General features: G+C 63.0%; 20 protein-coding genes. 10 read left to right on the top strand and 10 right to left on the bottom strand.

What is annotated here, in order from left to right:
- Positions 1 to 8: 8 nt before the first annotated feature.
- Together pheS and KUV81_RS04525 are read right to left on the bottom strand one after the other, a co-directional pair.
- Positions 9 to 992, bottom strand: coding sequence for a phenylalanine--tRNA ligase subunit alpha (gene pheS / locus KUV81_RS04530; RefSeq protein ID WP_222542652.1), 984 nt, complete (start codon positions 990 to 992; stop codon positions 9 to 11).
- A 131-nt stretch (positions 993 to 1,123) separates the two neighbouring features.
- Complete coding sequence (locus KUV81_RS04525; RefSeq protein WP_222542651.1) at positions 1,124 to 2,068, bottom strand: NAD(P)H-quinone oxidoreductase; 945 nt, start codon at positions 2,066 to 2,068, stop codon at positions 1,124 to 1,126.
- Positions 2,069 to 2,205: 137 nt separating this feature from the next.
- Here KUV81_RS04525 and KUV81_RS04520 point away from each other — a divergent pair, with 137 nt between their 5' ends.
- From KUV81_RS04520 to KUV81_RS04510, 3 genes are all read left to right on the top strand, one after another.
- Entirely contained in the window at positions 2,206 to 3,687 is a 1,482-nt protein-coding gene (locus KUV81_RS04520; protein ID WP_222542650.1) for a methyl-accepting chemotaxis protein, read from the top strand.
- A gap of 541 nt (positions 3,688 to 4,228) precedes the next feature.
- Complete coding sequence (locus KUV81_RS04515) at positions 4,229 to 5,254, top strand: acyltransferase (RefSeq protein WP_222542649.1); 1,026 nt, start codon at positions 4,229 to 4,231, stop codon at positions 5,252 to 5,254.
- Between the two features lie 9 nt (positions 5,255 to 5,263).
- Positions 5,264 to 5,560: an antibiotic biosynthesis monooxygenase family protein gene (locus KUV81_RS04510; protein WP_222542648.1), complete on the top strand. Its 297-nt coding sequence runs from the start codon at positions 5,264 to 5,266 to the stop codon at positions 5,558 to 5,560.
- On the opposite strand, the gene KUV81_RS04505 is transcribed toward KUV81_RS04510, so the two are convergent.
- Positions 5,557 to 7,323, bottom strand: coding sequence for a mechanosensitive ion channel family protein (locus KUV81_RS04505; protein ID WP_261389191.1), 1,767 nt, complete (start codon positions 7,321 to 7,323; stop codon positions 5,557 to 5,559). The two genes, KUV81_RS04510 and KUV81_RS04505, sit on opposite strands and share 4 nt — an antisense overlap.
- Before the next feature lie 131 nt (positions 7,324 to 7,454).
- Here KUV81_RS04505 and KUV81_RS04500 point away from each other — a divergent pair, with 131 nt between their 5' ends.
- The 3 genes from KUV81_RS04500 to KUV81_RS04490 all read left to right on the top strand — a co-directional run bounded on the left by KUV81_RS04500 (position 7,455) and on the right by KUV81_RS04490 (position 10,564).
- Entirely contained in the window at positions 7,455 to 7,898 is a 444-nt protein-coding gene (locus KUV81_RS04500) for a hypothetical protein (RefSeq protein ID WP_222542647.1), read from the top strand.
- A gap of 123 nt (positions 7,899 to 8,021) precedes the next feature.
- Complete coding sequence (locus tag KUV81_RS04495; RefSeq protein ID WP_222542646.1) at positions 8,022 to 8,636, top strand: NAD(P)H-dependent oxidoreductase; 615 nt, start codon at positions 8,022 to 8,024, stop codon at positions 8,634 to 8,636.
- The gene (locus KUV81_RS04490) at positions 8,633 to 10,564 is read left to right on the top strand and encodes a monovalent cation:proton antiporter-2 (CPA2) family protein (RefSeq protein ID WP_222542645.1); all 1,932 of its coding nucleotides are present in this window, start codon (positions 8,633 to 8,635) and stop codon (positions 10,562 to 10,564) included. Before KUV81_RS04495 ends, KUV81_RS04490 begins: the two co-directional genes overlap by 4 nt.
- A 36-nt stretch (positions 10,565 to 10,600) precedes the next feature.
- On the opposite strand, the gene KUV81_RS04485 is transcribed toward KUV81_RS04490, so the two are convergent.
- Positions 10,601 to 11,584: a serine/threonine dehydratase gene (locus KUV81_RS04485; RefSeq protein WP_222542644.1), complete on the bottom strand. Its 984-nt coding sequence runs from the start codon at positions 11,582 to 11,584 to the stop codon at positions 10,601 to 10,603.
- Positions 11,585 to 11,604: 20 nt separating this feature from the next.
- Complete coding sequence (locus KUV81_RS04480) at positions 11,605 to 12,498, bottom strand: mechanosensitive ion channel family protein (protein WP_222542643.1); 894 nt, start codon at positions 12,496 to 12,498, stop codon at positions 11,605 to 11,607.
- 265 nt (positions 12,499 to 12,763) lie between these two features.
- Here KUV81_RS04480 and KUV81_RS04475 point away from each other — a divergent pair, with 265 nt between their 5' ends.
- Positions 12,764 to 15,337, top strand: coding sequence for a beta-glucosidase H (locus KUV81_RS04475; RefSeq protein ID WP_222542642.1), 2,574 nt, complete (start codon positions 12,764 to 12,766; stop codon positions 15,335 to 15,337).
- 58 nt (positions 15,338 to 15,395) lie between these two features.
- Here KUV81_RS04475 and KUV81_RS04470 read toward each other — a convergent pair whose 3' ends face one another.
- Together KUV81_RS04470 and KUV81_RS04465 are read right to left on the bottom strand one after the other, a co-directional pair.
- The gene (locus KUV81_RS04470; protein WP_222542641.1) at positions 15,396 to 16,481 is read right to left on the bottom strand and encodes an alkene reductase; all 1,086 of its coding nucleotides are present in this window, start codon (positions 16,479 to 16,481) and stop codon (positions 15,396 to 15,398) included.
- Positions 16,482 to 16,542: 61 nt separating this feature from the next.
- Positions 16,543 to 17,235: an SDR family oxidoreductase gene (locus KUV81_RS04465; protein WP_222542640.1), complete on the bottom strand. Its 693-nt coding sequence runs from the start codon at positions 17,233 to 17,235 to the stop codon at positions 16,543 to 16,545.
- A 375-nt stretch (positions 17,236 to 17,610) separates the two neighbouring features.
- Between KUV81_RS04465 and KUV81_RS04460 the strand changes: the two genes are divergently transcribed.
- Both KUV81_RS04460 and KUV81_RS04455 read left to right on the top strand, forming a co-directional pair.
- Positions 17,611 to 19,581 carry an Ig-like domain-containing protein gene (locus tag KUV81_RS04460; RefSeq protein WP_222542639.1) on the top strand — a complete coding sequence of 657 codons (1,971 nt, stop codon included), beginning with the start codon at positions 17,611 to 17,613 and terminating at the stop codon, positions 19,579 to 19,581.
- Between the two features lie 35 nt (positions 19,582 to 19,616).
- Positions 19,617 to 21,506 carry a S8 family serine peptidase gene (locus tag KUV81_RS04455; protein ID WP_222542638.1) on the top strand — a complete coding sequence of 630 codons (1,890 nt, stop codon included), beginning with the start codon at positions 19,617 to 19,619 and terminating at the stop codon, positions 21,504 to 21,506.
- A 125-nt stretch (positions 21,507 to 21,631) separates the two neighbouring features.
- Here the strand turns inward: KUV81_RS04455 and KUV81_RS04450 are convergent, their stop codons facing one another.
- Positions 21,632 to 22,579: an SDR family oxidoreductase gene (locus KUV81_RS04450; protein ID WP_222542637.1), complete on the bottom strand. Its 948-nt coding sequence runs from the start codon at positions 22,577 to 22,579 to the stop codon at positions 21,632 to 21,634.
- Between the two features lie 217 nt (positions 22,580 to 22,796).
- Between KUV81_RS04450 and KUV81_RS04445 the strand changes: the two genes are divergently transcribed.
- Entirely contained in the window at positions 22,797 to 23,699 is a 903-nt protein-coding gene (locus KUV81_RS04445) for an AraC family transcriptional regulator (protein WP_222542636.1), read from the top strand.
- Positions 23,700 to 23,727: 28 nt separating this feature from the next.
- Here KUV81_RS04445 and KUV81_RS04440 read toward each other — a convergent pair whose 3' ends face one another.
- Together KUV81_RS04440 and KUV81_RS19900 are read right to left on the bottom strand one after the other, a co-directional pair.
- Positions 23,728 to 23,961 (bottom strand): hypothetical protein, encoded by a 234-nt coding sequence (locus KUV81_RS04440; protein ID WP_222542635.1) that lies wholly within the window; start codon positions 23,959 to 23,961, stop codon positions 23,728 to 23,730.
- A gap of 198 nt (positions 23,962 to 24,159) precedes the next feature.
- The gene (locus KUV81_RS19900; protein ID WP_409995560.1) at positions 24,160 to 24,273 is read right to left on the bottom strand and encodes a biotin/lipoyl-binding protein; all 114 of its coding nucleotides are present in this window, start codon (positions 24,271 to 24,273) and stop codon (positions 24,160 to 24,162) included.
- Positions 24,274 to 24,673: the final 400 nt, after the last annotated feature.

The following is a 24,673-nucleotide window of genomic DNA, read 5'->3' as shown; positions in this document are numbered from 1 at the left end:
GTAACCCCTTACTGGAACTGTTTCAGGAAACGCAGATCGTTTTCGAAGAAGGAACGCAGGTCGTTCACGCCATAACGCAGCATGGTCAGACGCTCGACGCCCATGCCGAAGGCGAAACCGGAGTACTTCTCGGGATCGATGCCCACGGACTCCAGCACCTTGGGGTGCACCATGCCGCAGCCCAGCACTTCCAGCCACTTGCCGTCTTTACGACGCACATCCACCTCGGCAGAGGGCTCGGTGAAGGGGAAGTAGGAGGGGCGGAAACGCACGTCCAGATCTTCCTCGAAGAAGTTGCGCAGGAAGTCGTACAGCACGCCCTTGAGCTCGGCAAAGGAGACCTTCTCCGCCACCAGCAGGCCTTCCACCTGGTGGAACATCGGGGTGTGGGTCTGATCGTAGTCGTTACGGTACACCCGGCCCGGGCAGATGATGCGGATCGGCGGCTTGGTGGCCTCCATGGTGCGGATCTGCACGCCACTGGTGTGGGTCCGCAGCATCAGGTCGGGGTTGAAGAAGAAGGTGTCGTGATCGGTCCGCGCCGGGTGATGGGGCGGAATGTTCAGGGCGTCGAAGTTGTGGAAACCGTCTTCCACTTCCGGCCCGGAAGCCACGTCGAAGCCCAGATCGGCAAAGAAAGCTTCGATGCGCTCGATGGTGCGGTTGACCGGGTGCAGGCCACCGGTGGCCAGCTTGCGGCCCGGCAGGGTGACGTCCACCGCCTCCTCCGCCAGCTTGGCGTTGAGGGCCTCGGTCTGCAGGGCTTCGATGCGGGCGTTCAGGGCCTGCTGAACCTGCTGCTTGCCGGCGTTGATCTGTTGGCCGGCGGCGGGGCGTTCCTCGGCGGACAGTTGCCCCAGGGATTTCATCAGGGCGGTGATCTCACCCTTCTTACCCAGGTAGTTCACCCGGATGTCGTCGAGCGCTTTCAGATCGTCGGTCGCCTCAATGGCGGCCAACGCCTGCGCGACAATCTCTGCTAGTTGCTGCATCTTTTCTCTTCTCGGGTCCGATCCGTTCGAAAATCAATCGACTGATAAAGGGGCCAAATTTTACTGTATTGCGCTCACTATAAAAACCCGTCTGGGCGGGGAATCACGCAATCGGGCAATAAAACAACGCCCTATTGAGCCAGTTTCAGCACCAGCTTGCCGGTGTTGGCGTTATCGGCCATCCGCCGGTGGGCCTCAGCCACCGACTCAAAAGCGTAGGCGCTATCCACCACAGGGGCGATCTCGCCGCCCTCGAAGGCCGCACCAAAGCGCTGCCACAACCCCTGCACCAGGGCCGCCTTCACCGCCTTGGGCTGGCTGCGCAGCGTGGAGCCGCGCACCGTCAGCCGCTTGGCCAGCACCAGCGCCAGGTCCACCTCGGCCCGGCGTCCCCCCATCATCGCCAGTTGGATAAGCTGACCGTCGGGTTTGAGCAGCTTGAGGTTGCGCCCCAGGTAATCGCCCCCCACAGGGTCGACAATCAAGTCCACCGGCGGCAGTGCCTGAGCAAAATCCCCCTGGCGGTGGTTCACCCCGCCGGTGGCCCCCAGGGCCCGACAGGCCTCAAGCTTGGCCTCGCTGCCCACAGTCACCCACACCTCGGCGCCGAGATGACGGGCCAACTGAATGGCGGCGGTGCCCACCCCAGAGGCGCCGGCGTGCAGCAACACCCGCTGTCCGGCGGCGAGCTGGCCCAGGTGGCACAAACACTGGTAAGCGGTGACAAAGGCCTCGGGAATGGCTGCCCCCTGCTCGACGCTGATGCCCTGCGGCAGGGGCAGCACCGAACCGGCATCCACCGCCACGTACTCGGCGTAGCCGCCACCGGCAAGCAGCGCCATCACCGCATCCCCCGGCTTGAAGGACCCGGCGCCCTGGACCACCTCGCCGGCCACCTCCAGTCCCAGCACCTCGCTGGCCCCGGCTGGCGGCGGGTAGTGCCCGGCCACCTGAAGCAGGTCTGCCCGGTTTACGCCCGCAGCCAGAACCCGGATCACCACCTCCCCGGGCCGGGCCTCGGGTCTGGGGCATCGGACCAAACGGGCCTGGCCCCCCTCGCCCACCCAGGCGCTCATGGTTTCCGACTGGGCATTTGTTGTGCTCGACGTGACCGACACCGCAATTTCTCCTTGTTGGGGGCCGACGGGTTTAAAGTCCCTGCATCGCCCGCCGACTTAGTGCGCTGAACCGAAACTCTCCTGACGGCGATGCCATGAACGACACCAAGTCCGGGTTCTGGGACCCTTATCTTATCCGCCTGACCATCAAAGAGAAGCTGCTGCTGATCTCGGTCACCCCCACAGTGGCGCTGCTGCTGTTTACCCTGGCCTTTATCGTGATGGACAAGGCCGAGGAGACTGAACTGCAGCAGACGGCGTTGGTGCAGCACACCGACAGCCTGGCCCGCACCCTGACCGGTTTGGCCCCGACCCTGGACCACGCCGGCGTCGCCGCCATCAACGCCACCCTGAGCAGCGGCACCGTACTGGCCGCCGACAGCCCCCAGATGCAGACCCGCCACCAGCTCATCACTGAAGGGGGCTTTTATCTTTACAGCGCCCCGGTGGGCGACAGCCACTACCTGCAGATGAGCGCCGAGGAGATCACCACCGCCTCGGTACTGGCCCAGCACACCGACATGCTCTGGGCCCTGGCGGCGGTGGTCGGGCTGACCCTCTACCTCTCTTACGTGGTGCGCCGCTTTATCACCCGCGGCCTGGCCCAGATGCAGTCGGTGATGAGCCAGGCCGCGGCCAATGATCTGACGGTGCGACTGGACTTCGCCCCGGGACGGGACGATTTCCGCCCGCTGGCCCACCACATCGATGAACTTATCGCCACCCGCCAGCGGGTGGTGCGGGAGCTTCGCGAGGTCTCCGCCCGGATGCTGGGCGCCTCCGGCGAGCTGGGGGCCCAGGCCACCGGCAGCAAGGACCTGGCCATCAGCCAGCGTCAGCACCTGGACAGCCTGGCCTCTGCCATGGAGGAGATGACCGCCACGGTGCGGGAGGTGGCGAACCACGCCGAGCACACCTCGGTGGAGACCCGCCAGGCCAGCCAGGATGCCGAACGGGGCCACAGCCAGATCCAGACCACCATCACCACCATTACCCAGCTGGTGGACGAGGTGCACAGCGCCTCCAGTGCCGTCTCACAGGTCAACACCAATGCCGCGCGCATCGATGCGGTGGTCACCACCATCAACGGGATCTCCGAGCAGACCAACCTGCTGGCCCTGAACGCGGCCATCGAAGCGGCCCGGGCCGGGCACCAGGGGCGGGGCTTTGCCGTGGTGGCGGACGAGGTGCGTTCTCTGGCCGGCCGCACCCAGGCGGCCACCGTGGAGATCCAGCGGATGATTGAGGAGCTGCAAAGCGGCACCGTCAGCCTGGAGGGGTTGATGCGCAGCACCGTGGAGCGGGCGGAGCAGGGTCAGGAGCTGGTCAGCCGCACCGGGGAGGATCTGATGTTGATCGCCCAGCACTCCGACAAGGTGTTCGCCATGAGCAGCCAGATCGCCACCGCCGCCGAGCAGCAGAGTACCGTGGCCAACGACATCGCCAGCAACCTGATGGAGGTGCGCAACCAGTCCCACGAACTGGAGCAGGCCGCCCTGGCCTCGGTAACCGCCAGCCAGAGCGTGGGGGACACCGCCGATGGCCTGCAAACCCAGTTGATGGGGCTGAAGATCTGAGCCCGGTGGGATCGCGATCACAGATTTGAACCCGCCCGCGATGCCGAGGGAACCGAGTTCGAAACCGTCGGTCGGAACCAGTCCAGGCACGAGTTAGCGATATCGCGCGTGGTAACCAATCATCGTTCTTATTTTGGCCGCCCCCTGGGCGGCCCTTTTTTTGCCTGCCGCCTGCCGTGCCTGTTTTAGGCCGCTTTCGCTCAGAGTTTGTCCACCCGGCACCAAGAGGAAAAAAGTTTCCCCATTTTTGTGAACTCTTTTTCCCCTTTGCCGGTCTGTATGGTCAGGTAAATCACTTCCCTGCAAACCGATTTATCTTGAGACTTCCCCTTCGAATTTGCGCCACCGCCCTTCGGTGGCGTTTTTTTATGCCCGGGCACCGGAACCCGGGCGCCGCTCCACTGTCGAAACATTGAGCGATGGACGGAATTTTTTCATCGTCTCATTCCCTGCAATTCAAGAGTTTAACGCGGCCGTAAGGTCGCGTTTTTTTTGCCAAGCCATTAGGATTAAAGGCCTGTTTCCGCCCCAGGGCCCCTCAATGAGCGCGCGTCGACCCGACATCTTCTACATCCACCTGCTCCGCTTTATCGCCGCCATCGCAGTGATCGCCATCCATGTCCTCGGCCCGCTTCGCGAGCTCTACGGCGTCATCGACGATCATCAGTGGTTCGGCGCCGTCAGCATCAACGCCATCACCCGCTGGGCGGTACCGGTCTTTATGATGATCAGCGGCGCCCTGCTGCTCTCCGACACCCGCCCCTTCGACAACCGTCACTATCTTCAGCGCCGCCTGGGCAAGGTGGTGGTGCCCTTTGTCGGCTGGACGCTGCTTTACGCTGCCGTGGGCGGGTTCAGCGCCGGCCAGTGGCAGGGTGCCGAGACCCTGGCGATCCTCCAGGCCTCACCCAATGAGCCGGTGTGGTACCACCTCTGGTTCTTCTACGACTTCATTCCGCTCTATTTCGTCATCCCCCTGCTGGCCCCGCTGCTGCATCGCATGGAGCCGGAGCGGGTCAAACTGCTGATCGCCGCCTGGATGGTGCTTACCCTGATGCACCTGCTCAAGGTGGAGACGCCACTGCGCCAGAACATCCTGCTCTACTCCGGCTACCTGGTGCTGGGCTGGTTCCTGTTCAACCGGGACAACCGTCCGCAGCTGAAGATCTGGCTGGTGGTGGGGCTGGGTTCGGCGCTGATGAACATCGTCGGCAGCTGGTACGCCGCCGAGGCCAAGGGCGCCTACAGCTCGCTGTTTATGGGGTACAAGAGCCTCAATACCGTGCTGATCGGCGCCATGCTCTTCGTGGTGGCCCAGTGCTACGCCGATCGCATCAGTGGCGCGGCAAGAAAGGTGATTGTCTCCATCTCCACCTACAGCCTCGGGATCTACCTGGTCCACCCGCTGCTGCTCATCCCCATCCGCAACCTGGATAACGGCGTCTACCAGTGGTTCGGTCACACCTTGCTGGCGATCCCCGCCATCACCCTGGGCACCCTGCTGGTGGCCTGGGCCCTGACCGCCCTGCTGGCCAAAATTCCGCTGATCAATCGCCTGGTGCCCTAAGGAGCCGACATGTACGTGGTGATATTTCGGGCCAGGGTGGCCCAGTTGGATGCCCGCTACAGCGACCTGGCCGGTCAGCTGCGTCAGCGGGCGCTTGACGAGTTTGGCTGTCGGGAGTTCGTGGCGGTCACCGAAGGGCAGGAGGAGATCGCCCTCTCCTACTGGGACAGCCAGGCGGACATCCTGGCCTGGAAGGCGGACAGCGAACACCGGGTGGCCCAGTCCTTGGGCCGCGACCAGTGGTACCAGCACTACTCCGTGGAGATCGCCCAGATAGAACGGGCCTACGGCACCCGCCCGGCCTAGACCGTTCCCTCCTCCCCCTCGCCGGCCGCCCGGTGGCCGGTATCGGAGGGCGGCGCCGACTCCACCACGGGCAACGGCGGCGGTACCGCACCGCTTTGCAAGTAGACGTCTCGCTGCGGGAAGGGGATGGTGAGCCCCTCTCGGTCGAAGCGCACCTTCACCTCCCGGGTGATGTCCCAGTAGACGTCCCAGTAGTCGTCGGTCTTGACCCAGGGGCGCACGATAAAGTCCACCGAGGACTCCCCCAGGGTGTGCAGCTTGATGACGTGCTCCGGGGATTTGAGCACGCTGGGGTGCTCGGTGACGATCGCCTCCAACACCTCCTCGGCCTGCCCCACGTCGTCGCCGTAGGCGATGCCAAACACCATATCCACCCGGCGAATGCGCTCCGAGGTGATGTTCTTGATGGTGTCCCCCCAGATCTTGGCGTTGGGCACCACAAACACCTGGTTATCAAAGGTGCGGATGGTGGTGCTCACCAGGCTCATCTTGCCCACCTTGCCCGCCACGCCGCCGGCCTCGATGTAGTCCCCCACGTCGTAGGGCCGGTAGATAAGGATCATCATCCCCGAGGCGAAGTTGGAGAGGGTGTCCTGCAGGGCAAAGCCGATCACGATGCCCGCAACCCCCAAACCGGTGAGCACCGGGGTGAGATCCCAACCGATCTGCGCCAGGGCAAACAGCAAGCCGAAGATCACCACCAGGTTGCCGCCCATGTTGATGAAAAAGTCCTGCACCAGGGTGCTGAACTTGGCCTTCTTGTGGGTCACCGCCTGGGCGATCCCCCGGCGCACCGCCCGGCCCAGCAGCACCGCCCCCATCATCAGCGCGGCAAAGAGCACGATGCGGGAGAGGATCCCGCCGATGTTGTCCTTAAACCAGAGCACCGCGTCCTCCCCCAGGCCCCGTAATACGGTGCGCATGGCGCTCCAGCTGACCACCGCCTCGGCGATGTTGCCGGTGGTCTTGAAGATGAGTTCGTTGTACTCCTCCACCGCCAGCCCCTGCTTCTGCATCAGGCCGATCACCTCTTTGAGGTTGGCCACGGCGCTGCGCACCAGGCGCTGCTGGGTGGCCACCTTACTCTCCAGCGCGCTGCGGGCGTCCACCGGCAGGGTGTTGATCTCCCCCTGCAGCAGCTCCTGCTGCCGGGTGCTGGAGCGCAGGTAGATCGCCATAAACTCGGCGTAGCGGACGATCTCCCGGTTGAGCTTGCGACGCAGTTGGTTGGCCTTGACGTTCATCTCCTCCAGCGTTGCCAGGTTCTCCAGCCTCAGTCCCAGCAGCCAGTTGATGTAGAGGAACATGTCGTCGATGTTCAGCAGCGTCAGGATCTGCTTATCGGAGGTGGACTTCTCGTAGGTTTCAAACAGCTGTCGCAGGCCTAACGAGGCCCTCTCCAGTCGGTGGGTGAGGTAGTCGTTCTCGGCGTTGATCACCGAGACGGCCATCTCGGTGTGGTTGGAGCGGCCGCTGGCCTTGGCGGCATTAACGAAGGCGTTGAGCTGCTGCATCAGCGAGGAGGTCTCCGCCACCACCTGCTGCTGAATCAGCTCCCGAGACATCTCCGATTCGGTGTGTTGCCAGTTCTCCTCCAGCCGCTTGATGCGCAGTTCCGTGGCGGCGATCTCATCCTGCATCGCCTGGTAGCTCTGGGCCAGCTCATCGGCCACTGCCGGTGTCGGTGCCTGGGCCGGCTCGGCCTCCTGTGCCGCCCAGGCCGGCCCCCCCAGCATCATCAGTAACAGTGCAAGCCTCAGCATCCGCATCCCCAAAAATCGCCTGATTCATCCTGGTTTCAGTGTAGGTTGCGCCCCTCAGCCCCGCCCAATTCGTTGATCAATGTCACATCCTGCATTAGGTTTGGGGCAAAGCATTTCAACTCGGAAACCCCATGTCCAAAACCACCCTTCTGACCCTGGTCTTTATCCTCGGCGTGCTGGCCGCCAGCTTTTTCGTGATGCGCAGTTTCGGTGGCGCCAGCCAAAGCGCCGCCGGTGGCTCCGGCCCGGAAGCCCGTTGGCTGGAGGAAGCAATCCAGTGCACCGCGTACTACGAGCTGAGCGCCCAGACCCTCTCCGGCATGAACGTCCCCCAGATGGCGGCGGTGGCCGGTCGGTTGGAGACCTCCGCCACCCAGGCCCGGGCCCTGGCCCAGAGCAAGGCAGAGGCCGAGGTGATCGACCAGCGGGTCAAAGCGGCCTTCTCTGAGATGCGCGCCAGCATGCCCAACGCCCAATCCCTGGGTCCGTTGATGGGCCAGTACAAGGGCCCCTGCCAGTCCCTGCTCACCGCCCCGGACGCCCGGCTGGCTTACTGGCAGCAGCAGGCCGGCTGACCCCGATTCCGGGCCCAAAGGCCCGGTATTATGGTTCATCCCGCGCCCTTGTCATCCCAATGCACTTGAACTGAATGTCGCTCTGAATAATAGTTCCTGATATCAGTTATTTACGAGTCTGTTATGGCCTCACCAACGCCCAGAAAGATCCTTGTCCTGTTCGCCCACCCCATCCAGCACCGCTCCGAGATCACCCTGGCGCTGGCCCGCTCGGTGATGGACCTGCCCCAGGTCACCCTGGTGGACCTCTACGCCGAGTACCCCACCCTGGAGATCGACATCGAGCTTGAGCAGCAGCGGTTACTGGATCACGATGTGGTGGTGTTTCTCCACCCCTTCTACTGGTACTCCACCCCCGCCATCCTCAAGGAGTGGCAGGACCTGGTGCTGGAGTACAACTTTGCCTACGGCCACAAGGGGCTGGCCCTTAAGGACAAGATCTTCTTCAGCGCCGTCAGTGCCGGTGGCAAGGAGGGGGCCTACCGGACCGAAGGCTACAACCGCTACACGGTGCGCGAGCTGCTGCGCCCGCTGGAGATGACGGCCAACCTCTGCCACATGACCTACCTGCCCCCCTTCGTGCTGTTCAACTCCCGCACCGCCCGCGAAGAGGGTCGGCTGGACAGCCACCGAGAGCAGTTTGTCACCCTGCTGAACCGTCTGAGTGATCACAGCCTGAGTCTGAGCGACGCCCCCCACCGGGTCAGTCTGAACGAGATGCTGGAGGCCACCTCATGACCGAGATCCTGCTTTACGCCTTTATGTACCTGGTGGCCGCCGTCATCGCCGTGCCCCTGGCCAACCGCTTTGGCCTGGGCTCGGTGCTGGGTTACCTCATCGCTGGGGTGGTGATCGGCCCGCTGCTGGGCCTGGTGGGTTCAGAAACCGAAACCCTGCAGCACTTTGCCGAGTTTGGCGTGGTGATGATGCTGTTCCTGGTGGGCCTGGAGCTCGAACCGCGGATGCTGTGGGAGATGCGCGCCAAACTGCTGGGCCTGGGCGGCCTGCAGGTGGGCATCACCGCCGGGCTCATCTTTGCCGCCGGCATGGCCTTCGGCCTCTACTGGTCGGTGGCGCTGACCATCGGCCTTATCTTCGCCCTCTCCTCCACCGCCATCGTGCTGCAGACCCTTAACGAGAAGGGGCTGACCAAGACCGAAGGGGGCCGCGCCAGTTTCTCCGTGCTGCTGTTCCAGGACATCGCGGTGATCCCCATGCTGGCGGTTATTCCCCTGCTGGCCCTGCCGGAGTTCAGCCAGGCCGCCGCCCACGGCGCCGACCACCACGAGGAGCTCAGCCTGGTGGCCGGGCTGCCCGGCTGGGGTCAGGCCCTGGCGGTGGCCGGGGCGATCGCCACCGTGGTGCTCGGGGGCCACTACCTCACCCGACCGCTGTTTCGCATCATCGCCGAGGCCCAGTTGCGGGAGATCTTCACCGCCGCCGCCCTGATGCTGGTGATCGGCATCGCCGTGCTGATGTCCCTGGTGGGGCTGTCGCCGGCGCTGGGCACCTTCCTGGCCGGGGTGGTGCTGGCCACCAGCGAGTTCCGCCACGAGCTGGAGTCCGACATCGAACCCTTCAAGGGGCTGCTGCTGGGGCTGTTCTTCATCACCGTCGGCGCCGGCATCAACTTCGAGGTGCTGTTCGGCGACTTTGCCCTGGTGATGGGGCTGACCTTCGGGGTGATGCTACTGAAAGCCCTGGTGCTGCTGGCCCTGAGCTTCCTGTTTAAGATTCGCCTCGGGGACCGCTGGTTGTTCAGCCTCTCCCTGGCCCAGGCGGGGGAGTTCGGCTTTGTGCTGCTCTCCTTCAGCAGCCAGAACGCGGTGCTGCCACCGGATCTGGTGCCCATCCTGTCGCTGGTGGTGGCCCTGTCGATGCTGCTGACGCCGCTGCTGTTCATCCTGTTCGAGAAGGTGATCCTGCCCAAATACAGCGAGTCCGACGACGCCAGGGAAGCCGATGAGATTGGCGAGACCGGCAAGGTGATCATCGCCGGCATGGGCCGCTTCGGCCAGGTGGTCAGCCGCATGCTGGTGGCCAACGACATCCACCCGGTGGTGCTGGATCTCTCCCCCACCCAGGTGGAAGCGATGCGCATCGTCAACATCCGCGCCTACTACGGTGACGCCACCCGGCTGGACCTGCTGCGCAGCGCCGGCATCAACGAGGCTAGCCTGCTGGTGGTGGCCATCGACAACCCGGAGCAGGCCATCGAGCTGACCCACCAGGTCAAACGCTACTTCCCCAATGTCCACATCCTGGCCCGGGCCTACGACCGCGGCCACTACTACCGCCTGCGCAGCGCCGGGGCGGATCTCATCACCCGGGAGTACTTCGAAGGCGCCCTGAAACTGGCCAAGGAGGCCCTGGTGCACCTGGGGCAGCACCCCTTCGAGGCGGAGCAGCGCAGCCGCCGCTTCCGCCAATTTGAGAAATCCACCCTGGATGACCTCTATGGCCACTGGGTGCAGGACCACGACTTCTTCTCCAACGCCGCCTACCGCGCCAGCTTTATCGCCATGGTGCAGGAGGCCAGCGTCAAGGTGGTGCGGGACATTCACGAGGGCCACGACAGCTCTGGCCGCGCCTGGTCGCCGCCGCCCAAGGGCTACGTGGAGGACATCGCCTCCGATGCGGACATTCCCCGCACCGAGGAGCACTAAAAAGCCACCGGCCCGCAATTGCGGGCCGGTTGGGTTTTACAGGCTGGGCACCTGTCCCAGGCAATCCTCGGCCCATATCGCCTGACGGGTGGCGTGGTCGATGTTGCCGCCGGAGAGCACCACCAGCACCCGCTGGGGACGGGACTGAGTCTTGAGGTACTCGCACACCGCCGCCATGGTCATGGCACTGGTGGGCTCCACGTTGAGTTTCAACAGGTGGGTCAGCCACTGGGTCCAGTAGAGGATGGGCCCTTCGTCCACCTCGTAGAAGCCGTCCAGCGCCTGGAGGTGCTCAAAGGTGAGCGGGCCCACCGACAGGGTGCGGGCGCCATCGGCGATGGTATTGGGGCTCTGCTCGAAGCCGACGATGCGCCCCTCGCGCAGCGACCAGGCGGCGTCATTGGCCTGGAGGGGCTCCACCCCCATCACCTGGGCATTGGGGCACAGCCCCCGGGTGGCCACCAGCGCTCCAGAGCTTAAGCCCCCGCCGCCGCAGGGTACGAACACCGCATCCACCTCGCCACAGTCCGTCAGCGCCTCGTACACCGCGGTGCCCTGCCCCGCAATCACATCCTCGTGGTTGTAGGGAGGGATCCAGAGGGTGCCCGGGGTTTGCGCCTCGGCGGCCACCTGAGCATCCACCCAGGCCCGGCTCTCCCCCAGCACCACCTCGGCACCGTAGGCCGCGGTGGCCTGGGCTTTGACCTTGGAGACGTTGGCGGGCATGTAGATGGTGGCCGGCAGGTCAAACTGCGCTGCGGCCCAGGCCACCGCCTGGGCGTGATTGCCGGAGCTGTTGGCGATCACCCGCTGAGGCCGGCGGCCCTGCTCAATGGCGCGGCTTAAGGTATTGAGCGCCCCCCGGGCCTTGAAGGCGCCCACCTTCTGCAGGCATTCGGCCTTAAACAGGATCTCGTGGCCCAGCCAGCGGTTCAGTTGGCTGGAGCGCAGGATGGGGGTGTGGTGAAGGTGCGGGGCCACCCGGGCGTGGGCGGCCTTGATGCGTTCAAAGGGGATCACAGCAGTTCCTTGAATTGGGATTAGGCCGGCTCTTCGTCCGGACTCAGCAGACTGGAGGGGGCGATGCCGTCCTCGTTCAGGGCGGGGAAAGCGCGCTCGTAAGCGTCCATAAAGTCGGCCCGCACCTTCTGCTCCAGGTGGGTGGCCTCCTCAGTGGGGCAGAACAGCATCACGTGCACCAGCTGCTCGCCGGTGTCTCCGCTGGTGATGTGGATGTGCGGATCCGGCCCCGGCAGGTCCACCCCGGCGTGCTTCTCGATCACCCCATTGTAGCGCCGGGCCACCTCGATAAACTCCTCGCAGTGCTCCTCGATGCGCGCTTCGAGGTTCGGCAGCAATGGGTAGAGATTACGAAACGCCGGCACCACGATTTTGAACTCGTGGTAAACGTAGCGCTTCATAAAGTTCAGGTTCTTCACCGGGTAGGTGAAGAACAAACTGTTGGGCAGGGTGATGGTCTTGCCGGTGAAGTGGTACTGGCCGTGGTGCAGGTCAATCTCCTGGATCACCGTGGCCATCAGGGTGTGCTCGATCACCTCGCCACTGCTCTTGCCCACCTCAATCCAGTCGCCGATGCGAAAGGAGCGGGAGCTGGCCCGCTGGATGGAGCCGGTAAAGCAGAGGATGATCTCCTTGGAGGCCACCACCAGGGCCACCGCCACCGCCGCCACCGACAGGGCAAACTGGCTTATTTCCGATTTCCACAACAGGAACAGCGCCACCACCAGCAAGGTGAAGGAGGCGTTCTTGGTAAAGGAGATCCCGGTGCGCTGACCCTCGCTCAAAAACAGCGCCCGGCCGCGAATTTGCGACAGGATCAGCCGCCGGATCAGCAACACCACGAAGATCAGGATGAGGCTGAACAGCAACTTGTTTTCCAGCAGAAACGTCAGAATTTCTTGAGCTTTTTCCATTTATCACCCGTTTTGGCGCGCGTATTGCCCACCATACTGCATCCGAACGGATGCCACCAATTGGTCCCGGCCCGACCAGCCCTGTATTGGACGAGGCGGGCGTTTCAAACGCACAAATGTAAGCGGTTACATTTTCTCTGGTATCCCGCCAAACTTCTGGTTAAGTTAATGAACTGTTTGTCATTGATGGCCTTTGTCCCGAGGACAAAGCCCAAGCCCCGTTAGGGAGAACCGCCGCCTTGCGGCTTTGACCCAGGATGGTCCTATGATTGCACCGCGCCCCCGACACGCCGCCCGGCCCGCTCGCCTGGCCCCCACCGCCCTCGCCCTGGCCCTGCTGGCCGGTTGCAGCCACGACGCCCGGCCCCCCGCCGAAGCGGTTGCCGCCATCGACAGCCGCGCTGCCCGCCTGGCCAGCGTCGAGGCCGATGTGGAGGCCCTGCTGGCCCAGATGACCCTGGATGAGAAGATCGCCCTGACCCACGCCAACAGCAAGTTCACCGTGGCGGGCATCGAACGGCTGGGGATCCCGGAGATGTGGATGTCCGACGGCCCGCACGGGGTGCGCTACCAGATTGAGCGCGACAGCTGGGCGCCGGCCAACTGGGACAACGACCAGGCCACCTACCTGCCGCCGCTGACCGCCGTGGCCGCCAGCTGGAACCCCGAGATGGCCGCCCTGCACGGCAGCGTGCTGGGCAGCGAGGCCCGTGAGCGGGGCAAGGACGTGATCCTGGGTCCCGGGGTCAACCTGGCCCGGCTGCCCCTTTATGGTCGCAACTTCGAGTACATGGGGGAGGACCCCTACCTCGCCGCCACCCTGGTGGTGCCGGCGGTGCAGGCGATCCAGGCCAACGACGTGGCCGCCTCGGTGAAGCACTACGCCCTCAACACCCAGGAGCTCAACCGCACCGGGGTGAACGCCAAACCGGACGAGCGCACGCTGCGGGAGGTGTACCTGCCCGCTTTCGAAGCGGCGGTCAAAGCCGGCGGCACCCACACCATCATGGGCGCCTACAACGAGGTGCACGGCACCAACGCCAACCAGAGCCGTCACCTGGTGATGGACATCCTCAAGGGGGAGTGGGGCTACCAGGGGGTGCTGCTCACCGACTGGAACGTGGACATCAACACCTATGACGCGGCCATGAACGGCCTGGACATCGAGATGGGCACCGACGTCGAACACTACGACGACTACTTCCTGGCCCAGCCCCTCAAAGCGATGATCGAGGAGGGCCGGGTGCCCATCTCGGTGCTGGATGACAAGGTCCGCCGGGTGCTTCGGGTGCAGCACAGCATCGGCATGATGGATCCCAACCGCCGCAGCGGCGAACGCAACACCGAGGCCCACCAGACCGCCGCCCGCGCCATCATTCGCGAAGGCATCGTGCTGCTGAAAAACGAAGCCGTGCTGCCGCTGGATGCCGGTGCCCTGAAAAACGTGCTGGTGATGGGCCCCAATGCCGACAAGCGCCACGCTCTGGGCGGAGGCTCCTCCGAGGTCAAGGCCCTGTATGAGATCACCCCCCTGGAGGGCCTGCAGGCCGCCCTGGGGGAGAACGTGGCTGTCACCGTACTGCGCGGGCTCAGCAGCGCGGGCCTCGGCCCCATTCCCGGAGATTTTGTCGCCTCGCGCCACTGGACCGGCACCCCGGCCTGGCAACTGGCCAAGTTCAAAGACGGCGAGGCGGAGCCCTACTTCGATGACTGGCAGGTGGACTCCGCCTACACGGTGGCCGAGCCCGGCCAGACAGAGAGCATCCGTCTGCGGGGCATCCTCAAGCCCCGGGACAGCGGCGAGCACCGCTTCCAGGTCAAAGCCGACGGTCAGTTCCGTCTCAGCCTGGACGGCGAACCCCTGATGGCCCTGGAGAACGTCGACGGCCAACTGGTGGAACAGCCCGTGACCCTGAGCGCCGGCCAGGAGTACCAGGTGGAGGTGCACTACCAAGGGGACAGCGAGTTCACCCTGGGCTGGCAGGCCCCTGGCAACCTCTTTACCGACGCCGAGACCTACATGGCGGCCGCGGCCGAGGCGGATGCGGTGATCTACTACGGCGGCCTCAGCCACGCCGACGATCGGGAGTCCATCGACCGGCCGGACATGGTACTGCCCGGGGGCCAGGATGAGATCATCCAGAACCTGCTGAGCGCCAACCCCAACACCGTGGTGTTCATCGGCGGCGGTTCGGCGGTGGAGATGCCCTGGGCCGACCAGGCCAAGGCACTGCTCTGGGGCGGGTACGGCGGTATGGAGGGGGGCCACGCCTACGCCGAGGTGCTGCTCGGCCAGGTCAACCCCAGCGGCAAGATGCCCATCACCCTGCCCCGTCGACTGGAGGACACGGCCCCCATCGCCCTGGACGACTACAACGCCACCGACTCCCTCTACAAGGAGGGGGTGTTCATCGGTTACCGCTGGTTTGAGCAGCAAGGCATTGCCCCGCTTTTCCCCTTCGGCCACGGCTTGTCCTACACCCAGTTCGACCACAGCCAGCTGACCCTCTCCGGCGAGCAATTCAGTGACGAGCAGGGCCTTGAGGTGACCGTCACCGTCACCAACACCGGTAAAGTGGCCGGCGCCGAGGTGGTGCAGCTCTATCTGGAGGATATGGACGCCAGCGTGCCCCGCCCCGCCAAGGAGCTCAAAGGCTTCGGCAAGATTGCCCTGCAGCCGGGGGAAAGCGCTCAGGTCACCCTCCCCCTTCGCTGGCGCGATCTGGCCTTCTGGGATGTGGAGAAGAACGACTGGACGGTGGAGCCGGGTCAGTTCCGGGTGCACGTCGGCGCCTCGGTGGCGGACATTCGCCAAAGCGCGGTGTTTGAATACCGCTGAGTCCAGGCACATCGCAAAAAGGCCGAGCAGTTGCTCGGCCTTTTGTGGTTTTTGACGCTTAAGCGTTGGGGTAGTCGGTGTACCCCTCGGCACCGCCGCCGTAGAAGGTGGCGTGGGCGGAATAATCCACCGGGGTCAGCGCCAGGCCCTCCCGGCTGCGGCGGACAAAGTCCGGGTTGGTGATAAAGGGCTGACCGAAGGCCACCACGTCGGCGTAGCCCTTGGCGAGGATCGCCTGACCGCTCTCCAGGGTGTACTTGCCCGCCACCATAATGGGGTGCGGATAGCGCGCGCGCACCTGGGCCCGGTAAGCCTCCGGCATCTCGGTGTAGTTGGAGATGTTCTCGGAGAAGTGCAGGTACGCCAGGCCCAGCGGCGCCAGGGCGTCCACCACCTTGAGGGTCAGCTCTTCAATCTCCGGATCCGCCTTGGCGTAGCCCTCGGTCACGAAGGGGGAGAGGCGGATGGCGGTGCGTTCCGCACCGATGGCCTCGGCCACCGCTTCGGTCACCTCGCGCAAGAAGCGCATGCGGTTCTCCTGGCTGCCGCCGTAGCGGTCGGTGCGCTGGTTGCTGTCCAGGCGCAGGAACTGGTCAATCAGGTAACCGTGGGCCCCGTGCAGCTCCACCCCGTCAAAGCCCGCGGCCATGGCGTTTTTCGCCGCCTGAACGAAATCGGCGATGGTCTGCGCAATGTCCGCTTCGCTCAGGGCGCGGGGCACGGCGGTTTCAATCATGCCAAAGCCCCCCTCCGGCAGCGGCCCGAACACCTGGTCCGGCTCCTTGATGGCCGAGGCCGACACCGGCTGCTCACCAGCAATGCTGTCGTGGGAGCGACGGCCCACATGCCACAGCTGGATGAAGACCTTGCCGCCCTCGGCGTGGACCGCGTCGGTGACCTGCTTCCAGCCGTCGATCTGCGCCTGGGTGTAGATCCCCGGGGTCAGCGAGTAACCGCGGCCCACCGGCGAGATGGGCGCCCCCTCGGTGATGATCAGGCCGGCGCTGGCCCGCTGGGCGTAGTACTGCGCCATCAGGGCGTTGGGGCGATCCCCGGGCTGATCGGTGCGCGAGCGGGTCATGGGCGCCATGGCAAAACGGTTGGCCAGGGGGCTGGCCCCCAGTTGGACAGGGGTAAAGATCATAAGAGACTCCAAAAATCGGGTACTGGACGGGCAAAGGGGCCAGCTTGATGGCCCCGGGCGCTTACCAGGGAATGGTGCTGCCGTCGAAGACGCGGAACTGGCCGGAGTCTCCCGGAGTCAGGCTATCGGCCACGGCAATGATGCCCGCCACGCTCTGTTCGGGGGTGAAGGTGGCCTTATCGCCGCCCATGTCGGTTTGCACCCAACCCGGGTGCACCGCCAACGTTTTCACGCCCTGCGCTTTGAGGTTGTGGGCGGCGCTGACCAGGATTTGGTTCAGCGCGGCCTTGGAGGCCCGGTAGGCGTACATGCCACCGGAGCCGTTGTCGGCAATGCTGGCCACCCGGGTGGAGAGCCCGACGATGGTCTTGTGCTCACTGGCGGCGACGTTGTCCGACAGCGCCTGGATCAGCAGCGCCGGCGCCACGGTGTTGATGTTGAGCACCGACAGCCATTCGGCCTGGGTCATCTCCCCCAAGGTGGCGCAGCGTTCTCCCAGCACCCCGGCGTTGAGGATCAGATGGTCGATGGCGCGGCCCTTAAGTGAGGCGGCCAGGGAGTTGATGGCGGACTCGTCGGTGACGTCCAGCGCCATCGGCTCGATGCCGCCTAAGTCATTGGCCAGCGCCTGAAGCGCCTCGGCCTGCTCGGGGGCGCGGCAACAGGCCAGCACCTGCCAGCCCCGCTTGGCGTATTGACGGACAAACTCCAGCCCCAGGCCACGGTTGGCCCCGGTGATCAGCACAGTGTTCATGGTGCACTCCTCGGTGACGATGCGCCGACCTTAGCACCGCCCTACCCGGCCAAACAGGCAAAGAAGCGCAAAACACTTTTGTGGATTTTGCAAAGATTGAGGCCGTACCCACTCACTCAATGACACAAAAACCGCCCGCGATCCTGTCGCGAATTCCCTCCGCCGATTGGCCACATCCTCTACTGATCCTGGTTCAACTGCGCAAAGTCTCCACCGCCCGGCACCGGAGACCATAGAGTGAAATCCTTCGTGTTTTCAGCACGTTGAAAATTGCTTCGAGTCGGTCAAAATGGTGAAGCCCTGCGCTCGCCGGGGCAAGGATCCGTCCCGGCGATGCGCAATTTGGTTCGACGACACACGCAAATGGACTTGTATATGCTTAAGATTCGGCACGCTCTTGTGACGGCGCTCGCCGTCGCTTTTCTCACGGCCTGTGGAGGCGGTGGCGACAGCGGTTCAACCAGCACCGGCGGCGGTGGCAGTACCGGCGGTGGCGGCACCAATCCGCCACCCAACAGCGCCCCGACGCTGACCCTCACACCTCAATCCGTCGAAATGCACGGCGGGGAAACCGTCACCATCCAGGTTCAGGCGGATGACGCGGACGGAGACGACCTCTCCATCACCGCCACTGGCGAAGCCGGCCTGGCGGTCAACGCCACCCTGGATACCATCACCGTCAAGGCCCCCACAGTTGAAGCCGAAACCAACGCCACCGTCACCGTTACCCTCTCGGACGGCACGGATTCGGTCTCCGCGCAGATCAGCGTCAAGATCCTCTACAACAACGCCCCGACCCTGACTTTGACCCCCCAATCGGCGGAGCTCATCGGCGGGCAGAGCATCACCATCACCGTTCAAGCGGACGATGCCGATGGCGACGAGCTCTCCATTACCGCCATCAGCGAGGCGGATCTGACCATTGAGGCCAGCCTTGATGCCATTACCATCACCACCCCGGAAGTGCAAAACGACCTGGATGCCTCGGTGCTGGTGACCCTGTCCGACGGCAAGGATTCGGTCTCGGAAACCGTCAGCCTCAGCATCAAGCCCTATGTGCCTTTCCAGGCCCACTGGCGCAATGACGACGCCGTGGATCGGATCATCTTCGAAGGGACTGCTGGCGAGTATCCCTTCGAATTTGTAGAGGGCACCGTGCCCGCCTCCGAATACCGTTACACGGTGACACTGACGCCGGTTGAAGGCTCAGGCACCGGCGGTTGGACCCACTCGATTGCCAACAAGGTCTTGATCATCGAATCCGATCCCTCTGGCGATCTCGGCCCCGCCCGGGGCGACTTCGACGGTGTGCTGGAGATTGATGACGGCTTTATCACCCAAAGCTTGGCCTTTAAGGCGTCAAGCTCACTCTCCGTCGGGACCCCAACCTTGGACTTGGACCGAGTGATCTTCCTCGAGGAGGGCGTCACTCGTCAGTTTCCCATCGTCTCCAGCAGTTCCGCCTTCCCGGATAGCGTGGTGTTGAGCGAGGAGGCCCCGTTTGAAGTGGTCATCGGCGATCCCGCCCTGCTGGCGTTCCAGTACGACAACCAGGCCCGGACCTTCTCATTGACGCCCCAGGAGGGTGCGGCCTACAGCGCCTTCCAGATCCTGCTGCGAACCGAAGACGAACAATACAGCTCACAGGGTACCTATCACCTCTACGTCAAAGGCGCGCAAAGCGCACTGGAGGCAGACCTGGAGGAGCGCGTCGTCCTGGCACAGGATTTCCTGGCGCAATCCTTTGAGATCCAGCGGGTGGCGGAGTACCTCATTGACCTGCTGGAGTTCCATCACCTGCGCAGTCGCCAAGACGCCCTTCACGAGCGTCAGCTGGTTGCCGACTCGCGGATGGTGGCCAACGTGATGATCCCCAGTCGCTTCGAATGCATGCTGGGGGCCATTCAGACGGGATTTGTGGCCTATCACCAGAAGCTCACTCCCAAGGGGCCCAAACACATCTGCACCTCCTGGGAGAATCAGACCTTCGACAGCGACACCGTTGTACTGACCACCAACCACTACGAAGACCAGTACAACTACAACGAAGCGGTCTATTACCTGGCCAACTATCTGCCCTCGGTGGAGTGGGAAGACTCCTACATACATGGGCTGAGCCTGACCATGAGAATCGCCCGCCTGGCCGAGCTGATGAAAGAGGCGGTGCCCACGTTCAACCTGGGCCCCATTGAGGTGTCCGAGATGGTGGCGTTTCCCGACGGCAAATACTCGCGATTTGTGGGTAACACCCGCTATGGCCAATACGTCGATGGCGTGTGGCAGTGGGCGGAGGAGTATCAATTGCTCCACTACCTGAAAAACGACGTGAGCCTACTGGCGCCGTAATGCCCCCACTGAATGGATTGAATGAGGCCAGACCCATGAAAGGATTTCTGATCACCAGCGCGTTGCTGGGCACCAGCTTTACCCTCTCTGCCGCCGAACTCGTGGTTCAGTGGCACAACCCGGCGCACGCCCACAACCCGGATACCCTGGCGCAGATCGCCAGTCAAAGCCGCATCGACCTCACCCTGGTCAAGGCACTGCAAAACCGGTTCGATCTGATTGATGCCCAGGGCTCGGACCCCCAGGCGATCATCGATGCCCTCAAAGACACCGGCTACTTCAGCCATGTCGAGCCAGAGCACTTTATTGAGTTGCCCAAAACCCCCTGGTTGCCGGAGGTGCCCGAGGCCTCGGTCAGCGGTGGGCCGGATATGGGCACGCTGTCGCTCGACAACGGACGATTTAATGACCCCTTCTATCGACTTCAGCAGAGCCAGGACGAGCAGGGGGCCCCTTACTGGGGCCTGAGCAACGTGGAGGCCGCCCGCCAATACGCCGTGGACAATGTCGCCATCGACCGCAAGGTCCGGATCGCCGTCCTGGATACGGGCCGTTGGGATCACGAGGACATGACCTGGAGTGAAGACCAGGCCAATTTCGTCAGCCATGGGTATCGCTGCTTAACCCCGGACGAAACCCACTCGGCACTGGACGCCGAATGCCGGGAGGTTGAATTCGGCTCCTACCACAATGACGCAATCGACAAGAGCTGGGTCTATGAATCCGGCATTGGTGCCTACCAGATCAAGATTGATGGCCATGGGTTGGCGGTGGCCTCACAGATCACCGCCACCGCCAATAACGGCATCGGCATCGCGGGATCCGCGCCCTCCGAATACGTTGAGATCGTGCCGGTGCGCGTCCTTGCTCACAACGGGGGGTACAACTTCGACATCGCCAACGGGATCTGGTGGGCCATCGGTGAGTGGGACAACGGCGACATGCTGCCGGGGGAGATGGGGTACGTCGAGCCCATCTCTGAGCCGGTGGACATCATCAACCTGAGCCTGGGTGGGCCCACCTTCAACAGCTGCGAAGCCTCCACCTACTTCAACAGCGCCATCGAAAGGGCCCGGGAGAAGGGGATCAGCGTGGTGATTGCCGCTGGTAACGACCAGATCGATGCCCAGGGTTACACGCCTTCAAATTGCGGCGACGCATTGACCGTGGCCTCCAACAGCGTCTTCGGCGAGCTCTCCAGCTTCAGTAACTTCGGCGACGCAGTGGACCTGTCCATGCTGGGCGAGCGTGTGTACAGCGGCTACATCACCACCCGGATCTACACCGATGACGAATGCCTCTGGCACGGTGAGGGACGAAACGGGTGCTATGCCCCCCGTTCCGGCACCTCCATGGCCGCCCCGAACGTGGCCTCCGTATTGGCGCTGCTGAAGATGGTGCACCCGGACAAGGCCAGCAGCGAGTTGGAAGCCATGCTGCTCAATACCGCCAATCCCTTTACCACCAGGGCCGATGGCACCCCCTCCCGAGCATCCAGGGCGGGGGTGGGCGCCGGTGTGGTTGATGCCTTGGCGGCGCTGCAGTACGAGGACGCCCATCAGGTGGTTCAGCAATCGATTCGCCACCGCTACCTGGGCTACGCCAGCACCGAGCAGGTGCAGTTCCTGCGCGGGCTAGAGCAGTTCTTCCCCAGCGCCTGCAGCCTGTATGACGTGAAGTTCGGCCGCCTGCAGCAGGCGGCCCCCGGGATCCGGTACCACATCTACCAGGTGGCGGGGGACGGTGCCGTCGGGCCCGAGACGTCACAGCACACCACTACGCTCTCCGTGCCCCTGGCGACCGTCGATCGCGGTGCCTTCCCCCGTGTCGGGGTGCAATCCTGCCGCAACGACGTCTGTGGCGAGGTGCTCGAGCTTGATTTCAGTGACGTCGCTGCGCCCGAGGCCTGCGGATCCGAGTCCTGAATGCACCCGCTAAAAAGGCCTCCCACATGGGAGGCCTTTTGTTTGCTCAACAGTCGAGCGAATTAACGCGCTGCCAAGCGCTACCAAGTTGCGATCAGAGCCGACCTGGCTTGCCCGCCCAGGCGTCACAGCGCCCAGTTCAGCCCCGTCTTCTGCTCGGAGAGGGTCCAGAGCTTGGCCGCCATTGGCTTATCCAGCGCCACCGCGTCCAGGGGGCACTCACCAACGGGGCCCACCGTCTGGGCCCGTTGGGTGGGGCCGTAGTTCTTCTGCGGCAACAACCCCTCCTGGGTCGCACACATCACCTCGGGCCAGGCGCCCTTCTCGGCCGGCTGGGCGATGAGGCGGGAGAGTACCGACCAGAGCGCCTTGTTAAAGGGGCTGGCGGTGTCTTTGAGCAGGTTGGTGCGCGATGCCCCCGGGTGACACACCTGCACCTGGACGGACAGACCGGCGGCCTGAACCCGGCGCTGCAGCTCATAGGCAAACATCATCTGGGCCAGCTTGCTCTGGGCGTAGGCGTTCCAGGCGGTGTACTTGTTGTCGAAGTTCAAATCGTCGAACTGGATCTTCTTGAGCCCCATCTTGTAGGCGTTGCTGCCCACCACCACGATACGCCCGCTAGACGCGTTGATGCGGTCAAAGAGCAGGCCGCACAACAGGAAATGGCCAAAGTGATTGACGCCCAGTTGGCTTTCAAAGCCGTCCACGGTGATCTCCTGGCGGGCCACCTGCGCAATAGCGGCGTTGCAGATCAGCGCATCGATTTGGTCGACATGGGTCAACAGCGCTGCCGCCGCTTCCCGGACGGAGTCCAGCACCGCCAGGTCCATCGGCACAAAGGAGACCTCTGCCTGGTGGCCAAACTCCTGCTTGAGCGTGTCGATGGCGGCCGCGGACTTGTCGGCGTTACGGTTCATCATCACCACCCGGGCGCCATTTGACAGCAGTGTGCGCGTGGCCTCAAACCCCGCACCGGCGTTGGCGCCGGTGATCACATAGGTTTTGCCCTTGAGGGAGCCAAGCTGCTCGGGAGTCCAGCCCTTGGGGCCAAAGGGATTCTGAATGGTCATGTTTTAACGCCTCTCTGTGGTGCTGATAGGGACTGCGCCTGGAAGTGTCTTTTCCTTTTTGTGTTCCAGTGGTCAATGCAGGGTGTGTCGACATCAGTTGCCGACGGAAGCTACGATACCTCTCAGCAAACTCGACAAATAGGCGCATTGGTCGCCATTTCTTGCCTATTTGTATCGCCGCGTTGAGCCTTACCCTTTCTGGCGTTAAATTGGCAGCATGAACAGACAGCCGTTAAAGCAGCTTATTGAAAGCCGCGTTCAAGAAGATGGCCTGGTGGAGACCGGGATAAAGGGGGTGCAGTTGTTTCGGGTGACCGAGCCCCACCGCTGTGCCCCGGCCGTGTACGAGCCCAGCGTGGTCGCCATTGTCAGCGGCGCCAAAGAGGCGATCCTCGACGGCCAATCCCACGTCTATGGCACCGACCAATACCTCTGCTGCGCCATGTCGATGCCGGTGGAAGCGGGCACACCCACCGCCTCGCCGGAGCACCCTCTGCTGGGTGTGTACATCTCTCTGGATACCAAGGTGATGACCGAGCTGGCCATCGAGTTGGAGAGCGCCGCCGGGGCCATTCGAAAGCCCCGAGGGGGTGCCCTGCCCCAGGGCCTGGCCCTTTCACACTGGGATGAGCCGTTCAGTGACGCGCTGCTGCGATTGCTTCAGTTGGGGGACAACCCCACGGATACGGCGGTGCTGGGGGAAGGTCGGCTGCGGGAGCTCTATTACGCGGTGTTAAAGGGCGAGGCGGGCGAGGCAGCCCGACGGGCCTTTGGTGTGGGCAACGAGATTGCCCGCGCCATCGATTTCCTGTCGAACCGGCTGGACCAAACCGTCACCATCGATGAGATGGCGGCCCAGGTGGGGATGAGCCGGGCGGTGTTTCACCGCAAGTTCAAACAGGCCACCACCCTGTCCCCCATCCAGTTCGTCAAAACGATGCGGCTGAACAGCGCCGCGATGAAGATCGCCGGAGGGATGAACGTCAACGTCGCGGCCATGGAGGTGGGCTACGTCAGCTCCTCCCAGTTCAGCCGGGAGTTTAAGCGCCTCTATGGCCAATCCCCCAAGCAGTGGAGCCAGGGCATGCACCCCACCAAGGCGGCGATGGCGTCCGCTTAAGCGGTCATCGCATTGAGGGGCAAGGCATTCACAGCACCTCCATCAAAATTCGCTCAACGGACTCCAGGGCCGTAGTGAGGCGGCTGATATCGGGGCAGATTTGCCCGTTTTGGCCACAGTGGTGGCCATGGCCAATCAGCGTACGCGTGCGGAGCTGCCCGCGCTTACGCAGATCGATCTCCGCCCCGTACGCCAGCGAGGGCTGGGCGCTGTAGCCAGTGTCGGAGTAGATGGGATCCTGCGGGAATGGGTCGGGGCTCAAGGTTGAATTCATCCTCTTGTAAAGTAGGAGGGTTTAATCTCAGGACGACTGACGACCATTTGTTGAGTTCAAAGGCCATAATGCAAGGCGGTCACTAAACTATCTGTTGGGTCCCTGCAGAATGGTTGGGTTACTCCGCTTCGAGATTCCTGTACTCACGAGACTGGGTAGCACGTTTTGTTCAGCTACCGCTTTGTCTTATGCAACTTTATAAAGACTATTGTCAATCTCAAACAGTAGATCGCCCTGTTTAACATCTGCATTGTCATGTACATGTACCGATGTAACCTGACCAGTTACTTTAGGAGTAATAGAGATGACGTAAGACTGAACTTGACCATCACGTGTCCATGGGCTTTGTGTATAAGTGCAATAATATTGATACGATACAGCCGCCGCACCTCACACAAACAATAATGTTATTATGTTTCTTTTTAACACAATACTTACCTAAAAAAACTGGTATAACTTGATCTAATAAGCCAGTGAATAGAATAACTAAACAAATTTCTACTACCGCAGGCAATGCAACGCCAACTCTAGCCAAGCAATAGCTTGACGCCATCTACAATGCATATGCTATTAACAAAACTAGTAAAAGTGGGGGGGGATATATTCCTCCAAATACTATTTATCGTAGCATATCGCTCATAAGAAATGCTCTCTTTTCATTTGAAATTTAAGGGAATAATAAAGTGAGAGATTCTCCAGC

Origin of the sequence: Ferrimonas balearica (assembly GCF_019802085.1) — a bacterium.
In the GTDB taxonomy this organism is placed as follows: Bacteria; Pseudomonadota; Gammaproteobacteria; order Enterobacterales; family Shewanellaceae; genus Ferrimonas; species Ferrimonas balearica_B.
This window is presented reverse-complemented; position numbering and strand designations above follow the sequence as displayed.

Coding starts and splice junctions, on each gene's coding strand:
- KUV81_RS04500 (WP_222542647.1), top strand. CDS start 7,455: ATGTCCAAAACCACCCTTCTGACCCTGGTCTTTATCCTCGGCGTGCTG.
- KUV81_RS04525 (WP_222542651.1), bottom strand. CDS start 2,068: ATGAGCGCCTGGGTGGGCGAGGGGGGCCAGGCCCGTTTGGTCCGATGC.
- KUV81_RS04475 (WP_222542642.1), top strand. CDS start 12,764: ATGATTGCACCGCGCCCCCGACACGCCGCCCGGCCCGCTCGCCTGGCC.
- KUV81_RS04460 (WP_222542639.1), top strand. CDS start 17,611: ATGCTTAAGATTCGGCACGCTCTTGTGACGGCGCTCGCCGTCGCTTTT.
- KUV81_RS04515 (WP_222542649.1), top strand. CDS start 4,229: ATGAGCGCGCGTCGACCCGACATCTTCTACATCCACCTGCTCCGCTTT.
- KUV81_RS04480 (WP_222542643.1), bottom strand. CDS start 12,498: ATGGAAAAAGCTCAAGAAATTCTGACGTTTCTGCTGGAAAACAAGTTG.
- KUV81_RS04470 (WP_222542641.1), bottom strand. CDS start 16,481: ATGATCTTTACCCCTGTCCAACTGGGGGCCAGCCCCCTGGCCAACCGT.
- KUV81_RS04505 (WP_261389191.1), bottom strand. CDS start 7,323: ATGCTGAGGCTTGCACTGTTACTGATGATGCTGGGGGGGCCGGCCTGG.
- KUV81_RS04490 (WP_222542645.1), top strand. CDS start 8,633: ATGACCGAGATCCTGCTTTACGCCTTTATGTACCTGGTGGCCGCCGTC.
- KUV81_RS04495 (WP_222542646.1), top strand. CDS start 8,022: ATGGCCTCACCAACGCCCAGAAAGATCCTTGTCCTGTTCGCCCACCCC.
- KUV81_RS04510 (WP_222542648.1), top strand. CDS start 5,264: ATGTACGTGGTGATATTTCGGGCCAGGGTGGCCCAGTTGGATGCCCGC.
- KUV81_RS04445 (WP_222542636.1), top strand. CDS start 22,797: ATGAACAGACAGCCGTTAAAGCAGCTTATTGAAAGCCGCGTTCAAGAA.
- pheS (WP_222542652.1), bottom strand. CDS start 992: ATGCAGCAACTAGCAGAGATTGTCGCGCAGGCGTTGGCCGCCATTGAG.
- KUV81_RS04465 (WP_222542640.1), bottom strand. CDS start 17,235: ATGAACACTGTGCTGATCACCGGGGCCAACCGTGGCCTGGGGCTGGAG.
- KUV81_RS04455 (WP_222542638.1), top strand. CDS start 19,617: ATGAAAGGATTTCTGATCACCAGCGCGTTGCTGGGCACCAGCTTTACC.
- KUV81_RS04450 (WP_222542637.1), bottom strand. CDS start 22,579: ATGACCATTCAGAATCCCTTTGGCCCCAAGGGCTGGACTCCCGAGCAG.
- KUV81_RS04520 (WP_222542650.1), top strand. CDS start 2,206: ATGAACGACACCAAGTCCGGGTTCTGGGACCCTTATCTTATCCGCCTG.